The organism is Corynebacterium sp. HMSC08F01, from assembly GCF_001807545.1.
In the GTDB taxonomy this organism is placed as follows: Bacteria; Actinomycetota; Actinomycetes; order Mycobacteriales; family Mycobacteriaceae; genus Corynebacterium; species Corynebacterium coyleae.
The window spans coordinates 77166-102243 of the sequence record NZ_KV789284.1 but is presented as its reverse complement, the minus strand read 5'-3'; the positions used below and the strand labels follow the sequence as shown (position 1 = coordinate 102243).

At 64.4% G+C, this 25078-nt stretch carries 18 protein-coding genes; 8 read left to right on the top strand and 10 right to left on the bottom strand.

Annotated elements, in window-relative coordinates:
* Positions 1-11: 11 nt before the first annotated feature.
* Both HMPREF3171_RS01755 and HMPREF3171_RS01750 read left to right on the top strand, forming a co-directional pair.
* The gene (locus HMPREF3171_RS01755) at positions 12-590 is read left to right on the top strand and encodes a PH domain-containing protein (RefSeq protein WP_342027948.1); all 579 of its coding nucleotides are present in this window, start codon (positions 12-14) and stop codon (positions 588-590) included.
* On the top strand, positions 587-1981 hold the full coding sequence (locus tag HMPREF3171_RS01750) for a PH domain-containing protein (RefSeq protein WP_141743310.1): 1395 nt from the start codon (positions 587-589) through the stop codon (positions 1979-1981). Before HMPREF3171_RS01755 ends, HMPREF3171_RS01750 begins: the two co-directional genes overlap by 4 nt.
* Here HMPREF3171_RS01750 and HMPREF3171_RS01745 read toward each other — a convergent pair.
* A complete protein-coding gene (locus HMPREF3171_RS01745) occupies positions 1928-2398 on the bottom strand; it encodes a tRNA (cytidine(34)-2'-O)-methyltransferase (protein WP_070450472.1) in 471 nt (156 codons plus the stop codon). The genes HMPREF3171_RS01750 and HMPREF3171_RS01745 overlap by 54 nt on opposite strands.
* An 18-nt stretch (positions 2399-2416) precedes the next feature.
* Here HMPREF3171_RS01745 and HMPREF3171_RS01740 point away from each other — a divergent pair, with 18 nt between their 5' ends.
* Both HMPREF3171_RS01740 and HMPREF3171_RS01735 read left to right on the top strand, forming a co-directional pair.
* Complete coding sequence (locus HMPREF3171_RS01740; RefSeq protein WP_141743309.1) at positions 2417-3295, top strand: bifunctional methylenetetrahydrofolate dehydrogenase/methenyltetrahydrofolate cyclohydrolase; 879 nt, start codon at positions 2417-2419, stop codon at positions 3293-3295.
* A gap of 4 nt (positions 3296-3299) precedes the next feature.
* On the top strand, positions 3300-3662 hold the full coding sequence (locus HMPREF3171_RS01735) for a DUF3017 domain-containing protein (RefSeq protein WP_246815299.1): 363 nt from the start codon (positions 3300-3302) through the stop codon (positions 3660-3662).
* Positions 3663-3665: 3 nt separating this feature from the next.
* Here HMPREF3171_RS01735 and metX read toward each other — a convergent pair whose 3' ends face one another.
* Both metX and HMPREF3171_RS01725 read right to left on the bottom strand, forming a co-directional pair.
* Positions 3666-4802 (bottom strand): homoserine O-acetyltransferase MetX, encoded by a 1137-nt coding sequence (gene metX, locus HMPREF3171_RS01730; protein WP_070482415.1) that lies wholly within the window; start codon positions 4800-4802, stop codon positions 3666-3668.
* Entirely contained in the window at positions 4803-6125 is a 1323-nt protein-coding gene (locus HMPREF3171_RS01725) for an O-acetylhomoserine/O-acetylserine sulfhydrylase (protein ID WP_070482413.1), read from the bottom strand.
* A gap of 295 nt (positions 6126-6420) precedes the next feature.
* On the opposite strand from HMPREF3171_RS01725, the gene HMPREF3171_RS11535 reads away from it, so the two are divergent.
* Entirely contained in the window at positions 6421-7356 is a 936-nt protein-coding gene (locus HMPREF3171_RS11535) for a hypothetical protein (protein ID WP_083291908.1), read from the top strand.
* Positions 7357-7581: 225 nt separating this feature from the next.
* Here the strand turns inward: HMPREF3171_RS11535 and HMPREF3171_RS01715 are convergent, their stop codons facing one another.
* Positions 7582-9765: an NADP-dependent isocitrate dehydrogenase gene (locus HMPREF3171_RS01715; RefSeq protein WP_070482411.1), complete on the bottom strand. Its 2184-nt coding sequence runs from the start codon at positions 9763-9765 to the stop codon at positions 7582-7584.
* Positions 9766-9877: 112 nt separating this feature from the next.
* On the opposite strand from HMPREF3171_RS01715, the gene HMPREF3171_RS01710 reads away from it, so the two are divergent.
* From HMPREF3171_RS01710 to bsaP, 3 genes are all read left to right on the top strand, one after another.
* A complete protein-coding gene (locus HMPREF3171_RS01710; protein ID WP_070482410.1) occupies positions 9878-10792 on the top strand; it encodes an exodeoxyribonuclease III in 915 nt (304 codons plus the stop codon).
* 82 nt (positions 10793-10874) lie between these two features.
* Positions 10875-11939: a biotin synthase BioB gene (gene bioB, locus HMPREF3171_RS01705; protein ID WP_070422812.1), complete on the top strand. Its 1065-nt coding sequence runs from the start codon at positions 10875-10877 to the stop codon at positions 11937-11939.
* Between the two features lie 14 nt (positions 11940-11953).
* Positions 11954-12157, top strand: coding sequence for a biotin synthase auxiliary protein BsaP (bsaP, locus tag HMPREF3171_RS01700; RefSeq protein ID WP_070422813.1), 204 nt, complete (start codon positions 11954-11956; stop codon positions 12155-12157).
* Here bsaP and HMPREF3171_RS01695 read toward each other — a convergent pair.
* The 6 genes from HMPREF3171_RS01695 to HMPREF3171_RS01670 all read right to left on the bottom strand — a co-directional run bounded on the left by HMPREF3171_RS01695 (position 12154) and on the right by HMPREF3171_RS01670 (position 25056).
* Positions 12154-12837, bottom strand: a complete 684-nt coding sequence (locus tag HMPREF3171_RS01695) for a hypothetical protein (RefSeq protein ID WP_070422814.1) — start codon at positions 12835-12837, stop codon at positions 12154-12156. The genes bsaP and HMPREF3171_RS01695 overlap by 4 nt on opposite strands.
* Entirely contained in the window at positions 12834-13517 is a 684-nt protein-coding gene (locus HMPREF3171_RS01690) for an ATP-binding cassette domain-containing protein (protein WP_070482408.1), read from the bottom strand. Before HMPREF3171_RS01690 ends, HMPREF3171_RS01695 begins: the two co-directional genes overlap by 4 nt.
* Positions 13514-13867: a GntR family transcriptional regulator gene (locus HMPREF3171_RS01685; protein WP_070482406.1), complete on the bottom strand. Its 354-nt coding sequence runs from the start codon at positions 13865-13867 to the stop codon at positions 13514-13516. The genes HMPREF3171_RS01690 and HMPREF3171_RS01685 overlap by 4 nt, the downstream gene beginning before the upstream one ends.
* Positions 13868-13964: 97 nt before the next feature.
* Positions 13965-15764, bottom strand: a complete 1800-nt coding sequence (locus HMPREF3171_RS01680) for an acetyl/propionyl/methylcrotonyl-CoA carboxylase subunit alpha (protein WP_070482404.1) — start codon at positions 15762-15764, stop codon at positions 13965-13967.
* A gap of 14 nt (positions 15765-15778) precedes the next feature.
* Positions 15779-16006, bottom strand: coding sequence for a hypothetical protein (locus HMPREF3171_RS01675; protein ID WP_070482402.1), 228 nt, complete (start codon positions 16004-16006; stop codon positions 15779-15781).
* A gap of 11 nt (positions 16007-16017) precedes the next feature.
* Positions 16018-25056: a type I polyketide synthase gene (locus tag HMPREF3171_RS01670; RefSeq protein ID WP_070482400.1), complete on the bottom strand. Its 9039-nt coding sequence runs from the start codon at positions 25054-25056 to the stop codon at positions 16018-16020.
* Positions 25057-25078 lie beyond the last annotated feature (22 nt).

Sequence of the window (25078 nt, the reverse complement as noted above, 5' to 3'; positions counted from 1 at the left end):
GCGTGATCGCCATGTCTGAAGCGCTCAGCGGAAGCCCTGAACATCACCCCGGACCAAACACTGCAGGCCCGAACACTGCAGGCCAGCCCACTACCGGCGTGCATAGCCCGGTGCAGCCTTTGCCGTCCTCGGTCGAGGAGATGCACAAAGTGTCGCCGAAGTTGATGTGGCCGATGCTGGTGTCGAATGCCCTGTGGACCATCGGTGTGTGCGGTGGCCTGTATTTGGCCTACCGCGAGTGGGGCTGGGGATTCCTGATCCCGCTGGGGATTTTCACGGTGATCTTCATCTGGCGCTTCTTCCTTATCCCGTACCAGGTCCGCAACATGGGCTGGCTGGAGACCGAGGACGAACTGGTGCTGAGCACCGGCAAGATGTTCCACACGATCACGGTGATTCCGTACGGGCGCATTCAGTTCGTGGATGTGCAGTCGGGGCCGATCACACGTGCCCTGGGGCTGAAGGAGCTGACGGTGCATACGGCGTCGAATTCGTCCAACTCGGATCTGCCGGGACTGCTTGCGGCGGATGCAGATGCGTTGCGGGATCGCCTTGCGCTGAAGGCTCGTGAGCGGATGAGTGGGCTGTGACAAGCGGACGCGTATCGACGATTCCCGGCATGGAGGGCTACCGCCACGTCCATAGGCTCACGCCACTGTTGCGTGTGTGGACGTTCATGCTGGCCCTAGCGACACTCGCCCTGTTCAACTTCACCATGCCGATTTATCGGTGGATGCAGCGCGAAAACGTCGGCCCCACCGACATCGCATGGGCGGTCGCAGGTCTTGTGGCTGCGCTCGTGGTGATTTTCGCGGTGTCCCAGGTGTGGTGGCGCCGCAGCGGATTTAAGGTAGGCGACGAAGAAGTGGAGACCCGCCGCGGTGTGCTGACCAACCAAATCCGCACCGCGCGCTACGACCGTGTTCAGGCAGTTGACGTAGTCGAATCCTTTGCACCGCGACTGTTCGGGCTTGCCTCCGTGCGTATCGAGGCCGCAGGCAGCGCCAGTTCAGGTTTGGACATCACATACCTTCCGCGCGAGGAAGCAGAAGAGGTCCGCGCGCAGATCCTGGCCCGCATTGACGGGCCAGTAAAGCGTTCGCTTGAGAGCGCCGCCGCTGCCGGGGCCGAATACGCACCGAACATGTTGGTGCCGCCGATCCCGATTCGCCGCTCGCTGATCGGCACCACATTGCAAATGTCGACCGTATTCACACTGGCGTGGTCGACGATTCCACTGTGGACGGATGTGACCGCCGCGGCGATCATCCCGGTTGTGGTGGGTTTCATGCCGCGCATTTGGCGCACGATCGACCAGTCGTGGCGCTTCAACGCGACGAAGGACGGGGAGGTGTTCCACTTGACGTATGGGTTGGCGAATCGTCGTCGGCAAGCAATGCCTCGCTCGCGTATCCACGCGGTGCAGTTGCGCCAGCCAATGTTCTGGCGCCCGTTCGGATGGTGGACGGTCTCTGTCGTGGCGGCGGGTTATGGCTCGGAACGTAACAAGCAAACCGGCACGTCGAAGATTCTGCCAGTGGGGACGTGGGAACAGGCGATGGCCGTGATCGATGCAGTCGGTCCGCTAACCGGCGCTGAACTGACCGATCTGGACAACGTAGATTTCCGCTCCCCGCGCAGCGCCCGGTGGATCTCGCCGTTCGACTGGAAACGTCAAACGGTCAAGGTCCGCGCCGACGCGGTCACGACAACGGCAGGGCGGATCGGGCGCTGGTTCCAGATGGTGGACGTTCCACACATTCAGGAACTGACCTTCAACCAGGATCCGCTGCAGCGAAAACTTGGCCTGGCCAGCATTGACCTGGACCTGGTGCCCGGCGCCTTCAGCGTGACGTGTCGGGATTTGGAGGAGGACCAGGCGCGTGGGCTCGTCGATAAGCTGCGCGCCCGCGAGTTGCCGCCGCTGTCACAAAGCGCCGGGGAACCCGAGCTGGCGCCAGGCCTCGTAGATGGCGACTGACGCCGAGTTCGTCAGGTTCATACTGCGCCGCGACGGCAGCATCGGAATCCGCACCTGACACGTAATCCGCGGGTGGGCGAGGTGCTCCTCCGGGATGCCGTTGGCCTCGTTGCCGAACAGCAACGCGTCGCCGTCCTGGTATTGCACCTCGTGGTAGTGGTGGTCGGTGTGCGCGGTGAACGCGAAAATGCGTGAGCCTTCCAACGCGTCGAAGCAGGCGTCGATGTTGGGGTGGATGACCACGTCTGCAAGATCGTGGTAGTCCAGGCCTGCGCGTTTGAGGTGTTTGTCGTCAAAATTGAAGCCGAGCGGCTCGACGAAATGCAGCTGCGCGCCGGTATTTGCCGCAAGGCGGATCGCCGCGCCAGCGTTGCCGCCAATGGCCGGATTGTCATAGATGATGTGGAGCACGCACAAGAGTCTAGGATTGGGGCCGTGACTGCGATCAAACTGGACGGAAAACTCTACCGCGAGGAGATTTTCGCGGACCTGCGCGAGCGCGTGGCGCGACTGAAGGAACAGGGGGTGACCCCGGGCTTGGCGACGGTGCTTGTTGGCGAAGATCCCGCTAGCCAGAACTACGTGCGTATGAAGCACAAGGACTGCGAAGAGCTCGGCATCGCCTCGATTCAGAAGCATCTGCCTTCGGAGACCACCCAAGAGGAGCTCGAGGCGGTTATCGACGAGCTCAACCGCGACGATTCCGTCACCGGCTACATCGTCCAGTTGCCGCTGCCGAAGCACCTGGATGAGAACCGGATCCTGGAGTTGATCGACCCGGACAAGGACGCCGACGGCCTCCACCCGGTCAACCTGGGCAAACTCGTCCTCAACGAGCCGGCGCCACTGCCGTGCACCCCGAACGGCTCCATCAAGCTGCTCGAGCGCTTCGGCGTGGACCTCAACGGCGCGATCGTGTGCGTCATCGGCCGCGGCGTGACCGTGGGGCGCCCGATTTCCCTGATGCTGACCTCTCGCGATGTCAACGCCACCACCGTGCTGTGCCACACCGGCACCAAGGATCTCGCTGCGGAGACTCGCCGCGCGGACGTGATCATCGCTGCCGCTGGCAAGCCACACATGATCACCGCCGACATGATCAAGGAAGGCGCGGCGCTTCTCGACGTCGGCGTCTCCCGCGTCGACGGCAAAACCGTCGGCGACCTGCACCCCGACGTGTGGGAGAAGGCCGGTTGGGTCTCCCCGAACCCGGGCGGTGTCGGCCCGATGACGCGCACGTTCCTGGTGCGCAACATCGTCGAAAGCGCCGAGCGCCAAGCCGGCGTGAACCAGCAAGCAAACCAGGACGCGTAACAACGTGGGAAGCACCCGCTTCCAGCTCCCCGGCACCTCGCTACCACCGGGGTTGACGCTGGATAACCCTCACGACCGCGGCAACGCCCCGTCACGCCTGCCACTTTGGCTGCAGCGCGTCGGGGTTGCCCTGTTTGTTGTCGGGTTCGTCATTTCCGGCATCTTCGCCGCCACCGAGCACTGGCGTCGCGCCACGTTCACCCTTGGCGCGGCGCTGCTGTGGCTCACGCTGGTGCGCTTGACCTGCGACTCCAAGGTTATTGGTCTGGTCGCGGTGCGCTCCAAGCGTTTCGACGCCATGTTCACCACTGCCCTTGGCGCCACCATGATGTGGCTGTCCTGGTCGGTGGACGCGCTGGGGTCTTAACCCCTAGATCGCGTAGTCGCCGTAGCGTGACGCGATCTCGCGGGCGGGCGGGATTTCGTGGGTGAGTTTGATGAAGTTGCGCAGAATCCGGTCCATCTGACGTGCCTCCACGAGGAAGGCGTCGTGGCCGACGGGGGAGGACAACTTCGACATGGCTAGCAGGTTGCCCAAGTTTCGGGAGATGTGTTCCTGCTGGTGGTAGGGGTACAAAATGTCGGTGTCGACGCCGACGATCATCGTCGGCACGGTTGAGGATGCCAACGCCTTGTTCAGCCCGCCGCGGCCCCGGCCGATGTCGTGGCGGTTGAGGGCTTCGGTGAGGGTGACGTAGCAGGCGGCATCGAAACGCTCGGTGAGTTTCTTGCCCTGGTGCTCCAGATAGGACTGGACGGCGAAGCGCTGGTCGTCTTGGCGGAATGGTCCGAGTGGGTTTTCGCCGGTTTGGGCGGAGGTGCCGAAGCGCTCGTCGATTTCCAGCTCGCCACGGTAGGTCAGGTGGGCGATCCTGCGCGCGGCGGCGAGCCCGGCATCCGGCGACTGGCCGGTGCCGTGGTAGTCGCCACCCTGCCAGGCTGGGTCCTGGGTGATCGAGGTGATCTGCGCGGTTTGGATACCGATTTGCCAGGCGCTTGCCCGGGCAGACACCGCCAGCACCAGCGCGTAATCGGCCTGCTCGGGGTAGAGCAGCGTCCACTCCAGAGTGCGTGCACCGCCCATGGATCCACCGATGACCGCGTGGACGCGCCCAATGCCGAGACGGTCAAGGAAGGCGTGCTCGGCGTGCACCATGTCGCGGATCGTGATGGCGGGGAAGCGCGATCCCCACACGCCGCCGTCCGGGTGCTCGCTCGCGGGGCCGGTGGAGCCGTAACACGACCCGAGTGCGTTCGTGCAGATCACGCACCACTCGTCGGTGTCTAGCGCCTTGCCTGGGCCGATGGCTTCGGACCACCAGTCGGCGGCGTCACTGTCGCCGGTCAATGCGTGTTCGACGAGGATCACGTTGTTGACGCCGTTGGGGTCGCCTTGCAGTGCGCCCCATCGTCGATAAGCAATGCGCGTATCCGCGATCACCTCGCCGGCTTCAGTGACAACATCGCCGATGGCGACCGTGGCGAGCTGCCCTTCGGAAGCCAGCATTTAGACCGCCGTGAAACCGCGCTCGAGGTCCGCGATAATGTCCTCGACATCCTCGATGCCGACAGACAAACGCACCGTGGCCTGCGTAATACCAGCGCGAGCGAGGCCGGCAGCGTCCGACTGGGAGTGCGTTGTCGACGCCGGGTGCACCACCAGCGAGCGCACGTCGCCGATGTTGGCCAGGTTGGAGTGCAGCTTCAGCGCGTCGATGAACTTCCACGCGTTCGTCTTGTCATCCTGATCGCCCGCGATGTCGAACGACAGCACCGAACCGGTGTACTTCAGACCCAACTTGTCCTTCGTCGCCTTGTACGGCGAATCGTCCAGGCCTGCGTAGTTGACCTTGGCCACCTTGTCATGGCCCGCGAGGAACTCCGCCACCTTCAGCGCGTTCGCATTGTGCTTTTCCACGCGAAGCGCCAACGTATCAATACCCTGCAGCGCAACCCACGCGTTGAACGGCGAAATCGCCGCACCCGTGTCGCGCAGCAAACCGGCGCGGGCACGCAGCGCGAACGCCGGGGCGCCCAGGTCCGCGTACTTCAGGCCGTGGTACGCCGGATCCGGGGTGGTAAACAGTGGGAAGACGTCCTTGCCGTCGCGCTGGACGGTCCAGTCGAACTTGCCGCCGTCGATAATCGCGCCGCCAATCGCAGCACCGTTGCCGGTATAGAACTTCGTCGTGGACACGACCACGATGTCCGCACCCAACTCCAGCGGCTTGACCAGAGCGGCAGTCGCCATCGTGTTATCGACGATCAACGGCACCTGATTGTTATGGGCCACCTCTGCAATGGCCGGGATGTCCAGCACGTCCGCGATCGGGTTGCCGAACGTCTCGCCATAAAACGCCCGCGTGTTCGGCTGGACGGCAGCCTGCCAGCTTGCCGGGTCGTCCGGGTTTTCCACGAAGGTGAACTCAATGCCCAACTTCGGCAACGTGTGCTGGAACAGCGTTTCAGTGCCGCCGTAGAGGCGCGGGGAAGTAACAACGTGGTCGCCCGCCTGCGCCAGAGTAAGAATCGCAGCGGTCTCCGCAGCCATGCCGGACGCGAACGCCGTGGCAGCCACGCCGCCCTCCAGCGACGCCAGGCGATCCTCTAGTGCCTGCTGCGTCGGGTTGGTCAGGCGGGTGTAAATCGGGCCTGCATCCGAGAGGTTAAAGCGGTTCGCCGCGTGCTGGGCATCGTCGAACACGTAGCTGGTGGTCATGTAAATCGGCTGGTTACGCGCGCCGTAGTCCTGGTCGACCTGCTGGCCAGCATGGATCGAGCGCGTACCAAAGGACCATTCTTGTGCGTTGGAGTTGTCGTAGTTTCCCATGCGTCGCAATGTAGCCCGCTTGGTCTGTAGTTGTGTACCAAGCGGTCTATTTTCCGAGTTGAAAGGCTGAATAAAAATAGTGCAAATACCCAGCCCGCGATCACGTCCGTGAAGACATCCGACTCTTAGGCCGGGCACTCGGCCGTGTGCTCGCCGAGCGCCGGCGACGAGGCCTTCCTCGTCTCCAAGACGATCCAGGTCACCATGAACGGGCTGGCCACCGCACTGCGCAACGCCGGGTAGGTTTTCGGCCGCGGGAGGGAACCGGTGCCGGGTTTTCACCGTCAGAACTGGTATGGGGATTGACAGAGAAAACAAGGCACACTTGCAACGGTGGGATGAACGGAAGGAAGAGCTGCGGCGGGGGATTGTGGACAAGCGGGTTCTCTCCCACAAGCAACTCGACAAACTCCGAGGGCCGCATCGGGTACTCGACACAAGCATTGTGTATCCGGAGAAGAGTTGGAGAGAGCTGAAGTTCCACGAACGCCAATGGCTACGCGTCGAAGCTGCTGCGATGATGAGCCGGGAAGCGGTGTTGGTCGGGAGATCGGCCGCGCGCATGCATGGCATCTGGGTGATCAGTACGACGGAGGAGCCTGTCGAACTGTGTCTGCCTTCCAGGGGGAGCTCGCCCACCCGTCGAAACGTAGAGGGGCTTTTGTTTCGGCGCATGGTGCTGCGTAGCAACGAAATCTCGTTGCGCGACGGCCACCGGGTGACCAACGGTTTTCGAACGTTCGCTGACATCGCCCGTCACCACGGCTTCGTCGAGGGACTCGTCGCAGCGGACTACCTTCGGCGCAGTGGGTTTACGCTTGAACTCCTTGAACGAGAGGCGGGGCAACTTGGCAGGTTGAAGGGCGTTGCCGTGGTCCGGGAATGCATCCGACACTGTGTTCCGGACTCCGGGTCGCCCTACGAGTCTTTCGCGCGCGCCCTGCTGATCCAGGCGGGGATCGGCCCGTTGTTTACGCAGTACGAAGTGGCTGGGCGCTTCGCAGATCTTTGCATCGATGGCTGGTTACTCATCGAAATCGACGGCAATGTGAAGTACCAGGGCCCCAATGCTGAACGCGCGCGACAGGAAGAGTTCGAGCGCCAGAAAATGATCGCCAACAGGGGTTATGTTTTCCTCCGCTACTCGCCGGATTTCCTACGCCGGCATCCTGAGAAGTTCGTTCGAGAGGTTCTCGCCACCATCGCTGGCCGTCGAGCAGCCCTCGCGTGAGCCGCTGCTTCTCGACGCCGCACCTGCCCCGGCCCATTCTTCACCGAGGATGGTAACCGGAGGATGGTAATCAGCCGAGTAGGAATGAGCACCGCGGTCCAGGTACTCGGCTGATTACCATCCTTGGGTTACCACCTAGGGGGAAAGCACCGAGGCATATCCGCAAACGGCAAAAGCCCCGGCCACTGTGTGGAAACAGTGACCGGGGCCGATCAAACCGAGCGCTTACTTCTCCAGTGCGTCGATGATCTTGTTAAAAGTTGCGGACGGACGCATGACCGCGGAGGTCTTGGCGTCGTCCGGCCAGTAGTAGCCGCCGAGGTCGGCAGCGTTGCCCTGGGCGTTCAGCAGCTCAGAGTCAATCGTCTCGGCGTTGTCGCGCAGGTCCTTCGCAATCGGGCCGAAGACCTCAGCCAGTTCGGCGTCGTCGGTCTGGGCTGCCAGTGCCTCTGCCCAGTACAGGGAGAGCCAGAAGTGGGAGCCGCGGTCGTCGATTTCGTTGACCTTGCGGGACGGGGACTTGCCTTCATCCAGCAGCTTCTCGGTTGCCTTGTCCAGAGCGGCGGCAAGGACGCCCGCCTTCTCGTTGCCGTTGGTGTTCTTCTCGTGGCGGAAGGACTCGGCCAGTGCGAGGTACTCACCGAGGGAGTCCCAACGCAGGTGGTTTTCTTCCTCAACCTGCTGGACGTGCTTCGGGGCGGAGCCGCCGGCACCGGTCTCGAACAGGCCGCCGCCAGCCATCAGCGGGACGACGGAGAGCATCTTCGCGGAGGTACCCAGTTCGAGGATCGGGAACAGGTCCGTGTTGTAGTCACGCAGCACGTTGCCGGTCACGGAGATGGTGTCCTCGCCGCGGCGGATGCGCTCGACGGAGATCTTGGTGGCCTCGACCGGGGAGGCGATGGAGATGTCCAGGCCCTCGGTGTCGTGATCCTTCAGGTACTTCTTCACCAGTTCGATGAGGTTGCGGTCGTGTGCGCGCTCCTCGTCCAGCCAGAAGATGGTCTTCATGCCGGACAGGCGTGCGCGGTTGACGGCCAGCTTGACCCAGTCTTGGATCGGGGCGTCCTTGGTCTGGCATGCGCGCCAGATGTCGCCAGCTTCGACGTCGTGCTCGATCAGCACGTCGCCAGCAGCGTTGACTACCTGGACCTTGCCGTCGGCCGGGATCTTGAAGGTCTTGTCGTGGGAGCCGTACTCCTCAGCCTTCTTCGCCATGAGGCCGACGTTCGGGACGGTGCCCATGGTGGTCGGGTCGTATGCGCCGTTTTCGCGGCAGTCGTCGATAACCGTCTGGTACACGCCGGCGTAGGAGGAATCCGGGATGACGGCCAGGGTGTCCTGCTCCTGGTCGTCGGCGTTCCACATGTGGCCGGAGGTGCGGATCATGGCCGGCATGGAGGCGTCGATGATCACGTCGGACGGGACGTGGAGGTTGGTGATGCCCTTTGCGGAGTTCACCTGTGCCAGTGCCGGGCCGTCCTGCAGGGCCTGGTCGAAGGCTGCGCGGATCTCTTCGCCGTTCGGCAGATCAGCAAGGCCCTCGTAGATTGCGCCGAGGCCGTTTTCGCCGTTGAGGCCGGCGTCGAGAAGCTCGGCGCCGTACTTGTCGTAGACATCCTTGAAGAATGCGCGCACGACGTGGCCGAAGATGATCGGGTCGGAGACCTTCATCATGGTGGCCTTGAGGTGCGCGGAGAAGAGCACGCCCTCTTCCTTGGCCTTCTTCACGGACTCGAGCAGGAACTCATCCAGAGCCTTCGCGGACATGAAGGTGCCGTCGATGACCTCGCCCTTTTCAACCTTCAGGCCGTCCTTGAGCACCTGCTCGCCGTCTGCGGTGACGAGCTTGATGGCCAGGGTGTCCTCGGCCGGCATGATGACGGACTTCTCGTTGTGGCGGAAGTCTCCTGCGTCCATGGTGGCAACGTTGGTCTTGGAGTCCTTCGACCAAGCGCCCATGGAGTGCGGGTGCTTCTTGGTGTAGTTCTTCACGGCCTCCGGGGCGCGGCGGTCGGAGTTGCCCTCACGCAGGACCGGGTTCACAGCGGAGCCCTTGACTGCGTCGTACTTGTCCTGCGCGTCCTCGTAGTCCGGGATGTCGAAGCCTGCGGCCTGCAGTTCGGCGATGGCCTTCTTCAGCTGGACGAGGGAAGCGGAAATGTTCGGAAGCTTGATGATGTTGGCTTCCGGGGTCTTTGCCAGCTCACCGAGCTGTGCGAGTGCGTCGTCGACCTTCTTGTCGCCGAGGCGATCTGGGAACTGTGCGAGGATGCGGCCTGCCAGCGAGATGTCTGCGGTGTCGACCTCGATGCCTGCACGGGAAGCGAATGCCTCCACGATTGGCTTGAGGGAGTACGTCGCCAGCAGCGGTGCTTCGTCGGTACGAGTCCAAATGATCTTCGCCATAATGCTCCTTTGTTGTAAGGTTCCTGACTTCAACCCACCAGAGTACCGTCCCAGCGCAGCCCTGTCTGGCGATAGGGCCGGGAGAGGTTCGGGATAGGTAAGGTCTTGGCCCATGAGCCTTACCATTGCATCCGTCAACGTCAACGGCATCCGTGCCGCCACGAAGGTCCGCAACGAGAACAATCCGGGCATGTTGGCCTGGTTGAACGAGAATCCGGCTGATGTGGTGCTGATGCAGGAGGTGCGCGCCACTGCTGATCAGACGCGTGCTGCGCTTGCCCCGGCGCTGGAAAATGGGTGGCACTTGGAGGTGGCACCGGCCGAAACACCTGGTGCGAAGGGTCGTGCGGGTGTGGGCATCCTGTCGCGCACGCCGCTGCGTGATGTGGAGGTCGGGATTCCTGAGTTTGAGGATGCGGGTCGCTTTATTGCAGCATCGCTTGACGACGACACCCGTGTCGCATCCCTCTACCTCCCCTCAGGAGCAGCCGAGACGGCCAAGCAGGACGAGAAGTATCGTTTCCTGGATCAGTTCGAGCCGCTGCTGGAACAGTGGGCGGGCGAATACCCGGACATGGTGATCGGCGGGGATTGGAACATCTGCCACCGCCGCGAAGACCTGAAGAATTGGAAGGCGAACCGGAAGAAGTCCGGTTTCTTGCCGCACGAGCGCGCGTTCATGGACGCGGTGTTTGGTAGCTTCCCGGACGCGGAGGCCCAGGATGTAGAGGACAAGGCTGCGGTGGAATGGGCTGGGGCGGTGGAGTACCGGTCGGGGGGTCGTCGTCAAGCAAATGGTGCTCCGAAGTGGTTCGATGTCGCGCGCAGGCTGCACCCGGAGGACGCGCCGTACACCTGGTGGACGTTCCGCGGCCAGGCGTTTAACAACGACGCGGGTTGGCGCATCGACGTCCAGGCTGCCACCGCGAACATGCTGGAACGCGCGCAGCGCACCTGGGTGGAGAAGGCGCCGACGGTGGAAGAGCGCTGGTCGGACCACTCGCCGCTTGTGGTTGAGTATCGCTAATCTGGGTTTTCCTGAACGCCGTTCAATTGCGCGCTAAACTGTTGCGCAACCATCACGTGAACGACGCGAACGGAGCCCACAGATGACCGACATCCTTGACATCGCCCGTGAAAAAGCCCTGGAAAACGGCGAAGGTCTAAACAAGGAGGAACTCGTCCAGATCCTCAACATTGAGGACGAGCGCCTGCCGGAACTGCTCGACCTCGCCCACCAGGTGCGCATCAAACATTGCGGTGTCGATGTCTCGTTGGAAGGCATCATCTCCCTGAAGACCGGTGGCTGCCCCGAGGACTGCCACTTCTGCTCCCAGTCCGGCCTGTTCGAATCACCTGTGCGCGCCGTGACGCTGGACATCGCCGAACTTGTCGAGGCCGCCAAGCAGTCCGAGAAGATGGGCGCTTCCGAGTTCTGCATCGTCGCCGCCGTGAAGGGCCCGACCCAGCAGCTGCTCGACCAGGTCGCCGAGGCCGTCACTGCGATCCAGGAAGAGGTGGACATTTCCATCTCCGCATCACTTGGCATCCTCACCCGCGACCAGGCCCGCCAACTGGCCAAGATGGGTGTGTCGCGCTACAACCACAACTTCGAAACCGCCGAGTCGTTCTTCCCCAACGTGGTCACCACCCACACCTGGCAGGAGCGCAAGGACACGCTGGAGAACGTGCTGGCAGAGGGCATGGAAACCTGCTGCGGCGGCATCATCGGGCTCGGCGAAACCATCGAGCAGCGCGCCGAGTTCGCCACCCAGCTGGCCGAAATCCAGCCGCATGAAGTGCCGATGAACTTCCTCGACCCGCGCCCAGGCACCCCGTTCGCCGACCGCCCCTTGGTGCCGCAAGGTGAGGCGCTGCGTGCCGTCGCCGCGTTCCGCCTGGCCATGCCGTCCACCCAGCTCCGTTTCGCGGGTGGCACGGAGCTCGCGCTTGGCGACGACGGCACCGAAGCCGGCCTCATGGGCGGCGCGAATGCAATTATCGGCGGCAACTACCTGACCACCTTCGGCCGTCCGATGGAGAAGGACCGCGACGCCGTCGACCGGGTGATGGAAGGCGGGGCGAAGCCAGGCTTGAGCCTGAACATCACCCCGGTGGGGCAGAAGCAGAACTCCGGCCACGGCGTGCTCTACGACACCATCAAGTCGCTGTAGTCAGCCGGGCCCTGATGAAAATCCCGGATTCAACGGAACTTGCCGACGCAGTCCTCTCCGGCGAGATCGCCTGGCCGCTCGACCCGGCAAGGCCTTACGACGCGCCGCGCATCTGCCCGCTGTGCCAGCGGCGCATGGTGGTAAAAATCAGCCCGATGGCGTGGGAGGCAGCTTGCTCCCGCCATGGGCTGCTGCGCTCCGAGTGGTTGGAGCGTTAGTGCACGAAACGGCGGGTTCTAGCGAACACAATTGCGCTGGCTGCTAAAACTACTGGCCCCGCCGCCGCTACGAAGATGGCGTAGAGGTAGGGGTCGGAGGGGTTCACATCCGCCTTGTAGATACCCACTAGAAGCCCGGTGAAACCACCCACGAACATGCTGCCGAGCATGAACCACTGCATGGCGGTGCCCCGCGCAAGGCCGATTGCTACACCGGTCAGCGCCATGGTGAGGAAGATGACGAAGTGGAGTAGCACAGTTGCCACGACGGATGTCAGGTCCTGCGCGGCGCCTTCAACGAAATACGGTTCGCCGCTGCCGTTGATCCAGGGCATCGGTTGTCCGTTCGTAACAATGAACGGGTCGTACCGCTTGTAGTACGGGCTATGTGCTTGGTGGTACACCGCCGACGCGGCGGTAAGTGGCGTGAGTATGACCGCTGCCACGAGAGCCGTTAGCGTTGCCGAATTCATCCATCGGTTGAAGCTCGCGCCTAGCTGGTTCATTGCTGGCCAGTTCGATCCTCCGATTGCGAAGAGTATCCACAGTGTGGCAGCGCCCGCCATGGTCCAAAGGCCGCCGTCGCCAAACTCCAATCGTCCAAAGGGTACGGCAATGCAGAGGACGAGAAAGATGCCCAAATACATCGCTGGTTTGAAGGGGCTGAGGAAGAGTTTCATCGTTCGGGCCTTTCCGTCGCGAGGAGGTCAATGAGTTCGGCATCGTCCGGGTACTCGATGGGCAAGTGGACATCGGCCACGCCGATAGGTTCGGCGAACGTCGCGCGTGTCATCGGTCCGAGGCTCGCTGTCTCAGCGACGGGGAAGCGGGCGGTAAGGTCTTTGATCTCGGCGGTGGGGCCGGTGACCGTTGGAAAGCATAGGCGGGCGTCGTCGAGTGGGACTGGGCGCGAAACCACCCGATCAAACACCTGGATGACATGGGTGGCGAGACCCACGAAGTCCTCGGGGCGATGCGATGCCATCACCACGCTGCGCTGCGGGTTCTCCGCGATGTAGTCGATCAGTCTCTGGCGGACCTGTTTGCGGGTGGTGGTGTCGATGCCATCAAACGGTTCGTCGAGAAGTAACAGGTCTTTGCCAATGGCTAGGGCCACCTCAATGGTGAGTAGGCGGCGCTGCCCAACGGAGAGATCTTTGATGCGGGCGTTGGGAAAGTCGAGCCTCACGTGCGGGTAGATCGCTGCGACTGCACGTAAGTGATCGTCCACGGTCGTGCCTGCAAACTTGGCATCCGCACCAGCCGGAACGAACGCGGTGTGAGGGCTCATGAGCGTGTGGAGGTAGTGGGTTTTGCCGGCGGCGTTCGGGCCGACCAGCGCGTAGAAGCCGGGGTTCATTGAGCACGCTCCTTTTCGATCATTGCGGTCAGCTCCTCGGTGGTGATGCCGATTTGGTTGGCCTCGTGGACAAACGGTTGGACAAAATCGCGGGCAAATGCTTCGCGACGAGTACGTAGCACCTGCTCACGTGCACTCTCCAGGACGAACATGCCGAGCCCGCGGCGTTTCTCCAGCAGACCCTCGTTGAACAGTTCGGTGAGTGCTTTGGCGGAGGTGGTGGGATTGACAGAGTGGTAGGCGGAGAGCTCGTTGGTAGACGGCACCCGGTCGCCGGGAGCGAGGGTGCCTGCCCCGATGAGGTCACGTAACTCATCTGCTATCTGTAGGTATATGGGTTTACCACTCATGTGGGTAACCATAGAACCGGAAAGCCCGGCGCGTCAACCCCCAATTTTGACGCGCCGGGTGAGATTCGGGTATGTCGCGGAAACCGCAGGCTAGCGGCTACTCGTCGGTGATGTCGAGCAGTGCCGCGCCCTTATCCACGTGGCTGCCGGCCTCCACGGCGAGGTTTTTCACCACACCGCTCTTGTGGGCCTTGACCGGATTTTCCATCTTCATGGCCTCGAGGATGACCACGATGTCGCCGGCTTCCACCCGGGCGCCCTCGGCGACCTCGGACTTGACCACGGTGCCCTGCATCGGAGCGGTCAGGGTGTCTGCGCTGGCAGCGCCCTTGCCGGACCCCTTGCCGCCGGATCCGCCATTACGGGAGCGGCGCTTGCGGTCGCGGCGGCGCTGCGCCACTGCGCCGAGAAGCAACGGCTCCGGCAGCGTGATCTCGATCGATCGGCCGTTGACCCCGACGGAGACGGTGCGGCGGCGCGCTTCGTCCTGCTCACCGTCTTCGCCAGCGCCGTCGGACTCGTAGGGCGCGACGTCCGGGTCCCATTCCTCTTCGATCCAGCGGGTGTAAACGGCGAATTGGGTGGCGTCGCCGGTGAAGGCGTCGTCGTTAAGCATGCGCTGGTGGAAGGGGATGATGGTCGGCATGCCTTCGACCCGGAATTCGGCGAGGGCGCGCTTGGCGCGGGCGATGGCCTGGTCGCGTGTTTCGCCGCGGACGATGAGTTTGGCCAACATCGAGTCGAACTGGCCGCCGATGGTGGAGCCGGCGCGGATGCCGGAGTCGACGCGAACGCCGGGGCCTGCCGGTTCGATGTAGGTGGTGGCGGTGCCGGGCATGGGCATGAAGTTGGTGCCGGCGTCTTCTGCGGTGATGCGGAATTCGATGGCGTGGCCGGTGGGTTCCAGGTCGGCGTCGAAACGCAGTGGCTCGCCGGCGGCGATGCGGAACTGCTCGATGACGAGGTCCACGCCGGTGGTTTCTTCGGTGACGGGGTGCTCAACCTGGAGGCGGGTGTTGACCTCGAGGAAGGAGATCAGCCCGTCGGAGCCGACGAGGTATTCGACGGTGCCAACACCGACGTAACCTGCCCGCTTTGCAATCGCTTTGGCGGAAGAGTGGATGCGTTCGCGCTGCTCATCGGTGAGGTACGGGGCGGGGGCTTCCTCGATGAGCTTTTGGAACCTGCGCTGCACGGAGCAGTCACGGGTACCGGCGACGATGACGTTGCCGTGAGTATCCGCCAGCACCTGCGCCTCCACGTGGCGGGCGCGGTCGAGGTAGCGCTCCACGAAGCACTCACCGCGGCCGAACGCTGCCTTGGCTTCGCGGGTGGCGGACTCGAACAGTTCGCGGATCTCGCCGCGGGTGCGGGCGACCTTCATGCCGCGGCCGCCACCGCCGTACGCCGCCTTGATAGCCACGGGCAGACCGTGGGTGTCGGCGAAAGCGACCACATCGTCGGCGCTGTCCACCGGGTCTTTCGTGCCCGGCACGAGCGGTGCGTCGACCTCCTCAGCGATGCGCCGGGCGGTGACCTTGTCGCCAAGCGCGTCGATCGCCCTTGGCGGCGGGCCGATCCAGGTCAGGCCCTCGTCGATGACGCGCCGGGCAAATTCGGCGTTCTCTGCCAAGAAGCCGTAGCCGGGGTGGACGGCGTCTGCGCCGCTGTCGCGGCAGGCCTTGAGCACTTTGTCGATATCCAGATAGCTTTGCGACGACGTCTCGCCACCGATCCCAATCGCCTCGTCCGCCATTTCGGTGTACGGCGCGTCTTTGTCGGGGTCGGCGTAGATCGCCACGGAGGCAAGGCCGGCGTCGCGGGCTGCGCGGATGATGCGGACCGCGATCTCGCCGCGGTTGGCGACGAGGACCTTGCGGAACGGAAAGTCATGCATGTGTGCGGTCCTTTCTAGAAGTAGGTGACGTTGCCGATGGTTTGCTGGGTGCCGTACGGCTGGCCGAACGCATCGCCGAACACGTTGTCTTCGTAGGCAGTGCCGGTGCCGCCTGCCGCGCCAGCAACGCCAGGTGTGCCGGCAACGGCCTGCCAGGAATGGGCCTCGGCGAGGACGGTGGTCAGTGCTGCCAGTTCGTCGTGGGACAGCGACGTGTCGTCGGTACGAAACAGTGGTGTCATGGTGTCTCTCCTTAAACGGTCGGGGTCGCGGTCGGGTACGTGCCGTCGGCGTTGAGACGGGCATCGGGGTTGAGCAGGAGTGCGATCTCGTCGGCGTGGTCGTCGATACCGGCGAAGCGGCGGTTCTCCACCTGGGTGAAGAGGTCGGCGCGGCCGATCATTCCGGCTTCGAGTCGGCTTGCGCCCTGGGCGAGGCGTTCGGTTGCGCGCTCACGCCAGGCGTCGGCGTCGCGGCCGTCGCGTGTCAGTGCGGCTTCGAACACACCCGGGTGGCCCAGCACGACGAGCGCGCCGACGTGGCCGAAACCGAGCGAGGTCAGCGCCGCGGCCTTCACGTTGCCGGCACCGAGGGCGAGCGGGGAGCGCAGCCACACCAGGTTGGTTGCCTTCGGCTCGATGAGCGGGTCGACGCAGTCCAGGGAGGCGTTCGGCGGGAGGTCGCCGGTGGCCAGCACGTCGAGGAGTCCGCCGGTCTGCAGCAGTGCTGCACCTGCCTTGGAGTGGCCGGTGAGGGTCTTTTGCGAGATGACGTACATCGGCGCGTCCGGGTCGCGGCCAACGGCCGGCCACAGCACCGAGTGCAGTTCGGACTCGTTCGGGTCGTTGGCGTTGGTGGAGGTGTCGTGCTTGGACAGGACGGTGACGTCGTCAGGGGTCAGCCCCAGCGAGGACAGGGAGCGGGCCAGGCGCGAGTCGGTTCCGCCGCAGGCTGCAGCGAGCACGCCGAGGCCTGGTGCCGGGATGGAGGTGTGCGCGCCGTCGCCGAAGCTGGAGGCGTACGCGACCACTGCCAGCACCGGCAGGCCGAGTTCGGCAGCGAGGGTGCCGCGGGCGAGCAGGACCGTGCCGCCGCCTTCGGCTTCGAGGAAGCCACCGCGTCGGCGGTCGTTGGCGCGCGAGATAAAGCGGCCGTCGATCCCTTGTGCCGTCATCTTGGCGGTTTCGGCGGTGGCGTTCATGTCGCCGAAGCCCTGGAGGGATTCGACCTGGACGTCGTCGATACCGCCGGCGACTACGAAATCAGCCTTGCCCAGCGCGATCTTGTCCACCGCTTCTTCGATGCTGACGGCGGCGGTGGCGCAGGCGCCGACCGGGTGGATCATGGAGCCGTAGCCGCCGACAAGTGCCTGCATGGTGTGGGCAGCCACCACGTTGGGCAGTGCTTCCTGCAGGATGTCGGTCTGGCGTTCCTCGCCGATGAAGCGGGAGACGAACACCTTGTGCAGCGATTCCATGCCGCCAATACCGGTGCCTTGGGTGGTGGCGATGAAGGACGGGTGGACCTTCTGCATGAGCTCCGCCGGGGTGAAGCCGGCGTTGATGAACGCGTCGACGGCGGTGACCAGGTTCCAGGCGGCCATGCGGTCCATGCCGTCGGCCATCTGTGCGGGGATTCCCCACTTGGTCGGGTCGAAGCCGTCCGGCATCTGGCCAGCGACGGTGCGTGTCAGGGTGGCCTTCTTCGGCACGTGTGCCAGGGCACCGGCGTGGCGGGTCACGCTCCATTCGCCGTCGATCTGGCGGATGGTGGTCTTCTCACCGTCGGCCTCCACGTATGCGAGGGCTTCCTCTTCCGTGGCCACGGTGAACGTGATGTCGCGGTCGAGGTAGACCTGCTCGAGGTCGATGGAGCCTTGGTCGGTGAGGAAGTACTTGTCCGTCAGGGTGCGGATACCGCTGCGTGCGATGACATCGTCGCGGAAGCGCTCGTAGATGTCCTCCTCGGCGACCTCTGCGCCGTCTTCGTCGTACCAGGCCGGGTTCGGATCCTCGGACCAGGTGATCAGGCCCATCATCCACGCCAGTTCGAGGACACCGGCTGCGGTGAGGTCGACCTCGCCGGTGCGGGTGATGCCGTATTCGGCTTCGCGGCGGGTGCGGCCGGAGCCCCAGCTGGATACCTCGCCGATGCCGACGACAACCACCATGTCATCAAGTGCGCAGGTCACATCGCCCACAGCCGCAGGTGCGGGCTGGCGTGGGGTGGCGACGTTCGGCAGTGCGCGCACCGTGGCGCCATTGCTTGTCGACGACTCCGTGCCCGCCACATCAACACGTGCATTACGCGCCAGATCGGCGATGGACACGCCTGCGTCCTCGAGCCCACCTGTGAGGTCGAGATCCAGCGGGGACTGCTTCGCCTGCTCGCGGGATTCCTCGGTGACCAGGCCAAGTAGCTGCGTGGAGATCTCCTCCGGGCTCCACACGTGGATACCCGCAGCCTGTGCTGCCGGAACGAGCCCGTCGTTGCCGCCCATCAGGTGCGTGCCGGCAACCCAACCGATGCGGGCCTGCGCCAGAGTCACGCCCTCTGGCCAGCCGGTTTCCGCGGACCACTTGTTTACGATCGCGTCGAAGGCGGCCTTGACTTCGCCGTAGGCGCCGTCGCCACCGAAGGTGCCGCGGTTCGGCGAGCCCGGCAGGACGATGTGTGCGCGCTCGGCAGGGAAGTGATCGCCGCGCTGCGCCAGGTCAGACAGGCCGGCGATGGTGCGCTCCACCGACCACAGCAGCAGGCGGGCCTGCGTTTCGGCGTTGCCGCCGACCTCTGCAAGCGAGCCGGACACCGGCGGCGCTGCGAACGGGAAAGCAAGCGTCGGCGTGAGTGCCGGTTTGATGATCTTGACGTCCTTGCCAACGGTTTCCTTCTGCACCGAGCCGATCCACTCGATGAGCGCATCGATGTCGCGGTAGGACGACAGGTTCGTCGGCACCAGCCACAGGCGTGCACCCACGGAGGCGTGCTTGGCGAAAAGCGTGCGAGCGAATTCCTTACGCGCCTGGCTGACGTTGGATGCCGTCATGATGACCGTCGCACCGCCTGCGAGCAGGCCCTCCACCACTGCGGTGGCGATGGAACCCGGCGCGGCACCGGTGACCAGGGCGACGTCGTTTGCGTACGGCTCGTTCGCTGCGGCGTTTGCGGCAGCGGCGATCTCGCCGAGTACGTTGCGACGATCACCCTCCACGCGCTTGGCGTACCACTCGGCCTGCTTGGCCACGGTGGAACCGGTGCCAGCGAAGCGCTGTGGTGCGAGGTCGAGCTCGCCGAGGGCGACGCGGGCGAGGTCTTCGCGGGCTTGGGCCCAGCGGTCGTCGAAAAGCACTGCCTTGCGCTCGTCGAAGACCGTGGTGACCTGCTTGACCCAGCCGGAGCCGAGTTCTGCCTCGATCGTTTCCACGATCGTGGTGTCCGGTGCAGGGATCTCGGCGACCTCGTTTTCGATGCCGAGCTTGTTCAGCAGCGTGCGGGCGGTAGCCACCAGGGTGTCGGTGACTTCGTCCTTGTAGGCGTCGAGCGCGGCCGAGTCCACCACGCCGCCGCCGGATGCGCCGCCGCTGGTGGCCTGGGAGACTGCAACGCCGTAGCGTGCTGCGACGTTTTGTACCGCCTGGTCGATCAGTGCGGTGATCTCCGCCTTGGTTGTGGCCGACGGCAGGCTGTTCAGCGAGCCGCCGCGCACCGATTCCTCGGTGCGGCTGCCCAGCAGGATCTCGGCTTCGACGTGCGCGGTCCAGGTTGCTGGCAGGCCCCACGCGGCTGCGAGGTGCTCGCCGACAAACGCCGGCTTCAGGCCTGCGCCGCCGAAGAGCTGGCGCAGGCGGGTGCCCACGGCCTCGCTCAAGACAGCGCCGAACGGGGTGTAGCCAGGCGCGGCGGTGTTCACGCGCGTGTTTAGCGTGGCCACGTCGGCTTCCGCTGCGCCGTCGATGGCGGGCACGCCGAGTTCGGCGGACATGTCCATGAGCAGCTGGTTGCGTCGCGACGACACCCCACCGGTGAGCTCCTCAATAGTGTCCGAATCGTTGATCTGCTCGGGGCGGATCTTGTTCTGCAGCGCGAACAGGACGGTGATCGCATCGGCCGCGGTGAAGGGAAGGTCGGACGCGGGTGCGCCGGATGCAGCAGGTGCAGCCGGTGCAGCCGGTACTGGCTCTGCCGGTGCGGCGGGGGCCGCGGGTGCAGCCTCGGCGGCCGGTTGCGGGGCGGATTCTGGGGCCGGTTCGGCGTCTGTTTCGGCCGGGGTGTCGTCGACAAGCACAGGCTCCGGCGCGGACACCACGTCGTTGAGCATGACAATGTCCTGGCTTGCCTCAACGTTGAAGACCGGCACGTGGATGCCAATGACATCCATCTCGCGCTTAGCCAGGTTGGTCAGCGTCGGCGAGGACGCAAGGCCGACCTCGATGACCTGGTCGACGCGACCAAGCAGGTAGTCCTGCGTTTCAATCCAGCGCACAGGCGAGGCGAACTGCCACGCCAGCAACTCGATAAGCAACGTGCGTGCGAGCGTGTTGCGTTCGGTGTTCTCCGGCGTCATGCCCTTGAGGCGCTCGGAGGGGACCTCGTCGGTGACGGCGTCGATGAACTGCTGCGTCAGCGCGAACGGCTTGGCCACCAGGTTCGGGATGTAGCGATCCACCAGCGTGTCCACGTCGATGATCGCCGGCATGTGCTCGTCGAGCTTCTCGGCGAAGTCCGCCACACCCTCGCGCAGCACGCGCGAGTGGAACGGAACGTCCACGCCCGGAACCGTGACGTAGGCGCGCGGCGTGACCGAGTTGGCCTTGCGCTCCAGAGCAGCAAGGCCGCGCTTCGTGCCCGCTACGGAGTACTGCTGGCCCTTGATGTTGTAGTTGACAATCTCCAAGAACTCGCCGGAATCCTGCGCAACACCAGCGACGTAGGCCTCGACCTCTTCCGGGCCGACACCGATCATGTTCGGGCGCAGCGCACCCATGCCGTAGTCGGAGTTACCCTCCGCATCGCGTGGCACCAGGGAGCCCATGGCGGAGCCGCGCGAGTACACGATGTCGATGACCGCTTCCAGATCAAAGATGTTGCCCAGAGCTGCAAGCGCGGTGTATTCACCAAGCGAGTGGCCCGCAAAGTACGCGCCAGAGGCCAACGCGTTGGCCTCGTTCAGGCGCTGGGTCTGGGCGTAGGCGACAACCGCCATGGCAACCTGGGTGAACTGGGTCAGGTGCAGCACACCGTCCGGGTGCTTGAACTCCACACCGCGGATCACCAACCGCGACGGGTTGTCTTCCACAATGCGCTGGATGGAGAACCCGTGGGTCTCGCGCGTGTGGCGGTCTGCGCGGCGCCACACTTCGCGCGCGGCAGCGGAAGCAGCTCGGTCGCCGTTGCCCATGCCCTGGGTCTGGATGCCCTGACCAGGGTAGACGTAGGCGGTGCGTGGCTGGGCCAGAAGCGCCTGACCACGGGAGACAACGTCACCCGCGATGCGGCAGGTCACCTCAAGGGCCTGCTGGATGCCGACGCGGCCGACACGCTCGACGGTGATCTCTACCTCGTCATCGAGCTGCACCATGCCGTACATGGAGTAGGTCCAGCCGATGACCTGGCCGTGGCCAGCAGCGAGGTGCTGCGCGGTGGCAGACAGCCACATGCCGTGCACCAGCGGTGCATCCAGGTTGACCAGGGCGGCAGCGTTGGCGGAGGTGTGAATCGGGTTGTAGTCGCCGGAGACCAGCGCAAACGGGGTCATGTCCGACGGTGCGCGAACCACGGTGCGGTCCACGAACGAACGTGGGGTCGGCTCCACCTGATCGCTTGCCGCGCCGCCGCCGTACGCCGGCGCCGGGACTGGCGTCGCGGTGCCGGTGGCGCGACCACGGATGGCAAAGCGCTGCATCTGGGTTGCCACAACCTCGTCGCCAGAGCGCAGCTCCAACTCGACGGTGACAATGCGGCCAGAGGTGGACTCGGCAATAGAAGTGCACTTGGAGGTCACGTCGATGCGCCTGCCATCGGCAAGCTCGGACAGCGGGACACACAGGTCAATGACGTGATCCAGGTGGACCGCGTTGAGCAGACCCTCGATGACCGGCGTGCCATCAGCCAGCCTGCCGGAGCCCAGCGCGGCGTAGATCGCCGGCCAGCAGGGGCCAACCAGCACGTCCGGCGTACCAACCACAGCGTTGTCGGCCACAGCGCCACCCGTAACTGCGGAGTGCGACGCCAGCAGGGAAGCAGGCAGCGTAAACGACGAGCGCGCCACACCAAACGGTGCGTCCTCGGTCGGTTCCTCGATCTGCGGAATCTCAGTAATCGTGTCGCCGGCCTCGCTGACCGAACCGACACCCGCCAGGCCAGACAGCAGCTCGAAGACGCTGTCGGAAAGACGATCGCCGTCCACAACCGGGGAGGCACCCGTGCCTGCGCCGGCAGGGATCTCGACCGGGATGTTCACCTCACGCACGTAGAACGGGCGCTTATCTTCCGGCAGGTGATCCCATGCGGAATCAGCGTGGATCCGGATCGTCCACTCACACTCACCAGCCGCGTTGGTGGTTGCCTCCACGTCGAAGGCGTCCTCGTCCAGCGCGTATGCCGGGTTTGCCATCAGGTGGCCGTGCCACACCAAGGTCGGGCAGGAGCGCAGGTACGCGGCCTCGTCGGCGGCGTCGCTGCGTCGGGCGAAGCGGGATTCGGCGGTGACGCCGTCGTCGATAAGCATCTGCGTCGCGGCATCCTCGAAGCGTGCCAGCAACTGCGCAACCGGCTCGTTCTTACGCGTAATGCCAGCAACCGCAACCGGGCCAGGGATGATGCGCACCTGGTCAGCGGTGTAGCGCTCATCCTGTGCCTGCCACAAGGTGTCCTTGCCGAACCAGGACTTCAGATCCGCATCAAGTGCCGGCACCCACGGCATCGGCTTCGGGTAGGCGTAGTGCAGGCCGATCCACCACGCCGCATCGCGCGGGGAAACCACAACCTCGCATGCCTGCGGGTAGTGCTGCAGCAAGGTCTGAAGACCATCGCGCGGGGAGATCTCGACATCGTCGGGGAAGAGGGTCGGGATCTCGCCGTGGTCGGCCTCGTTCAGGCGTGCCTCGATGCGCTGCAGCAACGCGACAAAGCGCGCGTTCCAGGTCTGGTCGATGAACGGATCGGCGAGCTCGACGAAGCGCTCGACCCACTCGGCGTACGTCATCGTCTCCACGTCGCCGAAGTAAGGCTTCGCCGTCTTCGACAGCGCCTCGATGATCTCTTCGCGGTGCGCTGGGTACTCCTCAATATCCAACGAGGCGATAAACCGCGCCGCCTTGGCAAAGGAGTTGTCCAGGTCGTGCAAGTCTGCCAGCAGGTGCGATTGCGACGACGCCACACCGGCCACGCCGCGACCGCGGCCGACCCAACCGCCGTTGTTCTCCGGGGGCAGGCCCGGCGTATCCACGAGCAGCTGCTTGACCGAATCCGTGGCCTTCGCCTCCTTCGTGGCCATAGCCACGGTGCCGACGAACACACCATCCACCGGCATCGCAGGCAGCCCGAACTTCTCGGACCAACGGCCCGTGATCAGTTCCGCGGCACGCTCCGGCGAGTACACGCCACCGCCGACGGTGAGCACCGCGTTGTCGTGCGCACGGATCTCCGGGTAGGTCTCCAGCAGCATGTCCTCCAGGTCAACCCAGGAGTGGTGGCCGCCAGCGTGGCCGTCTTCCACCATCAAGATGACCTGGTCGTCCGGGTTCGCTGCCGCGATGGCAAGCGCGTTGCGGATCTGCTGCGTCGTACCAGGCTTGAGCGCAATGTAGGGGAAGCCATCCTGGTGAAGCTGCGCGAACAGTTCCGTGGCTTCTTCCACTTCCGGGATGCCTGCGGAGATGCACACGCCGTTAAACGGGGCGCCGGCCGCGCGGGCCTTTGGCACCATGCGCGTTTGGCCGAACTGCAGGTTCCACAGGAAGCGGTCGAAGAACATGGTGTTGAACTGTGCGGTGCGACCGGGCTGCAAAAACGCCTTGAGGTTGGCGGTGTGCTTGCCAAACTCCTCCTCGGAGTACATGCCGCCACCGGCAAGTTCTGCCCAGTAGCCGGCGTTGGCAGCAGCGGCGACGATCTCGCCGTCTGCGGACGTCGGCGTCATGCCACCCAGGATGATTGGGGACAGGCCAGTCAGCGACGAGAACTTCGTCTGCGTGTACGTCTTGCCGTCCGGCAGCGCAATCACTCGCGGCGCGTAGTCCGAATAGTCCACGCCCTGCGGCAGCTCAGCACCCGGGCGTGCGAGGTCGTCGCGTTTCGCGGCAGTGGACGCATCGAGCACAGCGACGCCGGAACCGTTGGCCAGGTTGGTCACAATGGTTGCCGTCGCCGAATCAAACGTGAAAATGTGGCTCGCACCCTGGGCAATCAGGTCGCGCACGACTTCGGTGAAGTCGAATCGGTCCACCAAAATTGACTGCGCCAGTTCACGCGGGGTGGTGGTTTCAAACGTGATCCCGCACGCGTCCGCCCACTGCTGCGCCAGATCCACACCAGGGGCGTTGGTCTCCACATGGAAGGGGTACGCAACATCAAGCGAATCGAACACCGGCGTGATTTCGGAGCCGCCGTACTCCACTTCCAACTTGGCGTTGTATCTGCTCGCAGCCGCTTCGATGTCCTTGCGTGCCTGCGCGAGCGCCTCCGGGCTGCCGGACAGCACCACGTGGCGGTGCCCATTGATCACGCTGATCGGAGCAGCTTGCGTATCGACGACAAACTCACCGACCTGCTCAGGCGTTAAGCCCCGAACCGAAAGCATCCGGCTGCGCGAGTCGGCGGCACCGTACACGTTGGTCGCGGCGGCACCCATGATGAACGCGAACGCAAGCGCCTTCTCCGCAGCCTGCGGGCCGTTGGCGCGATCCAGTGCGGCAGCGCCCAGGATGCCCTGCGAGTGACCGGCGAACAGTGCGTCGGCGGTGTCCAGGCCGAGCTGCTCGAGGTCTTCAGCAGCAACAATCTGCGATAGCAAAATCGCCGGCGCGCTGACTGCGGGCAGGGCGTCGATTGCCTCGTGCGCAGCATCTGCATCCATCGCCTCGCGGATACGCTGCACAACCCCCGGCACCACAGAGGCCAACGGGCGGGCGACGGCGGCGGTGAGAGACTGGGCGTCGTTAAGCAATTGCTCCATGCGGCTGCGTGCCACAGGAGTCGCAGCAGCATCAGCGAGTGCCTGCTGCCAGGAAGAACCCTGCCCCGGGAACAGGATTGCGGGACGCTTCAGGGAAGAAAAAGAGGTGGAATTCATAACAGTGTCCTTATGGTCCTTT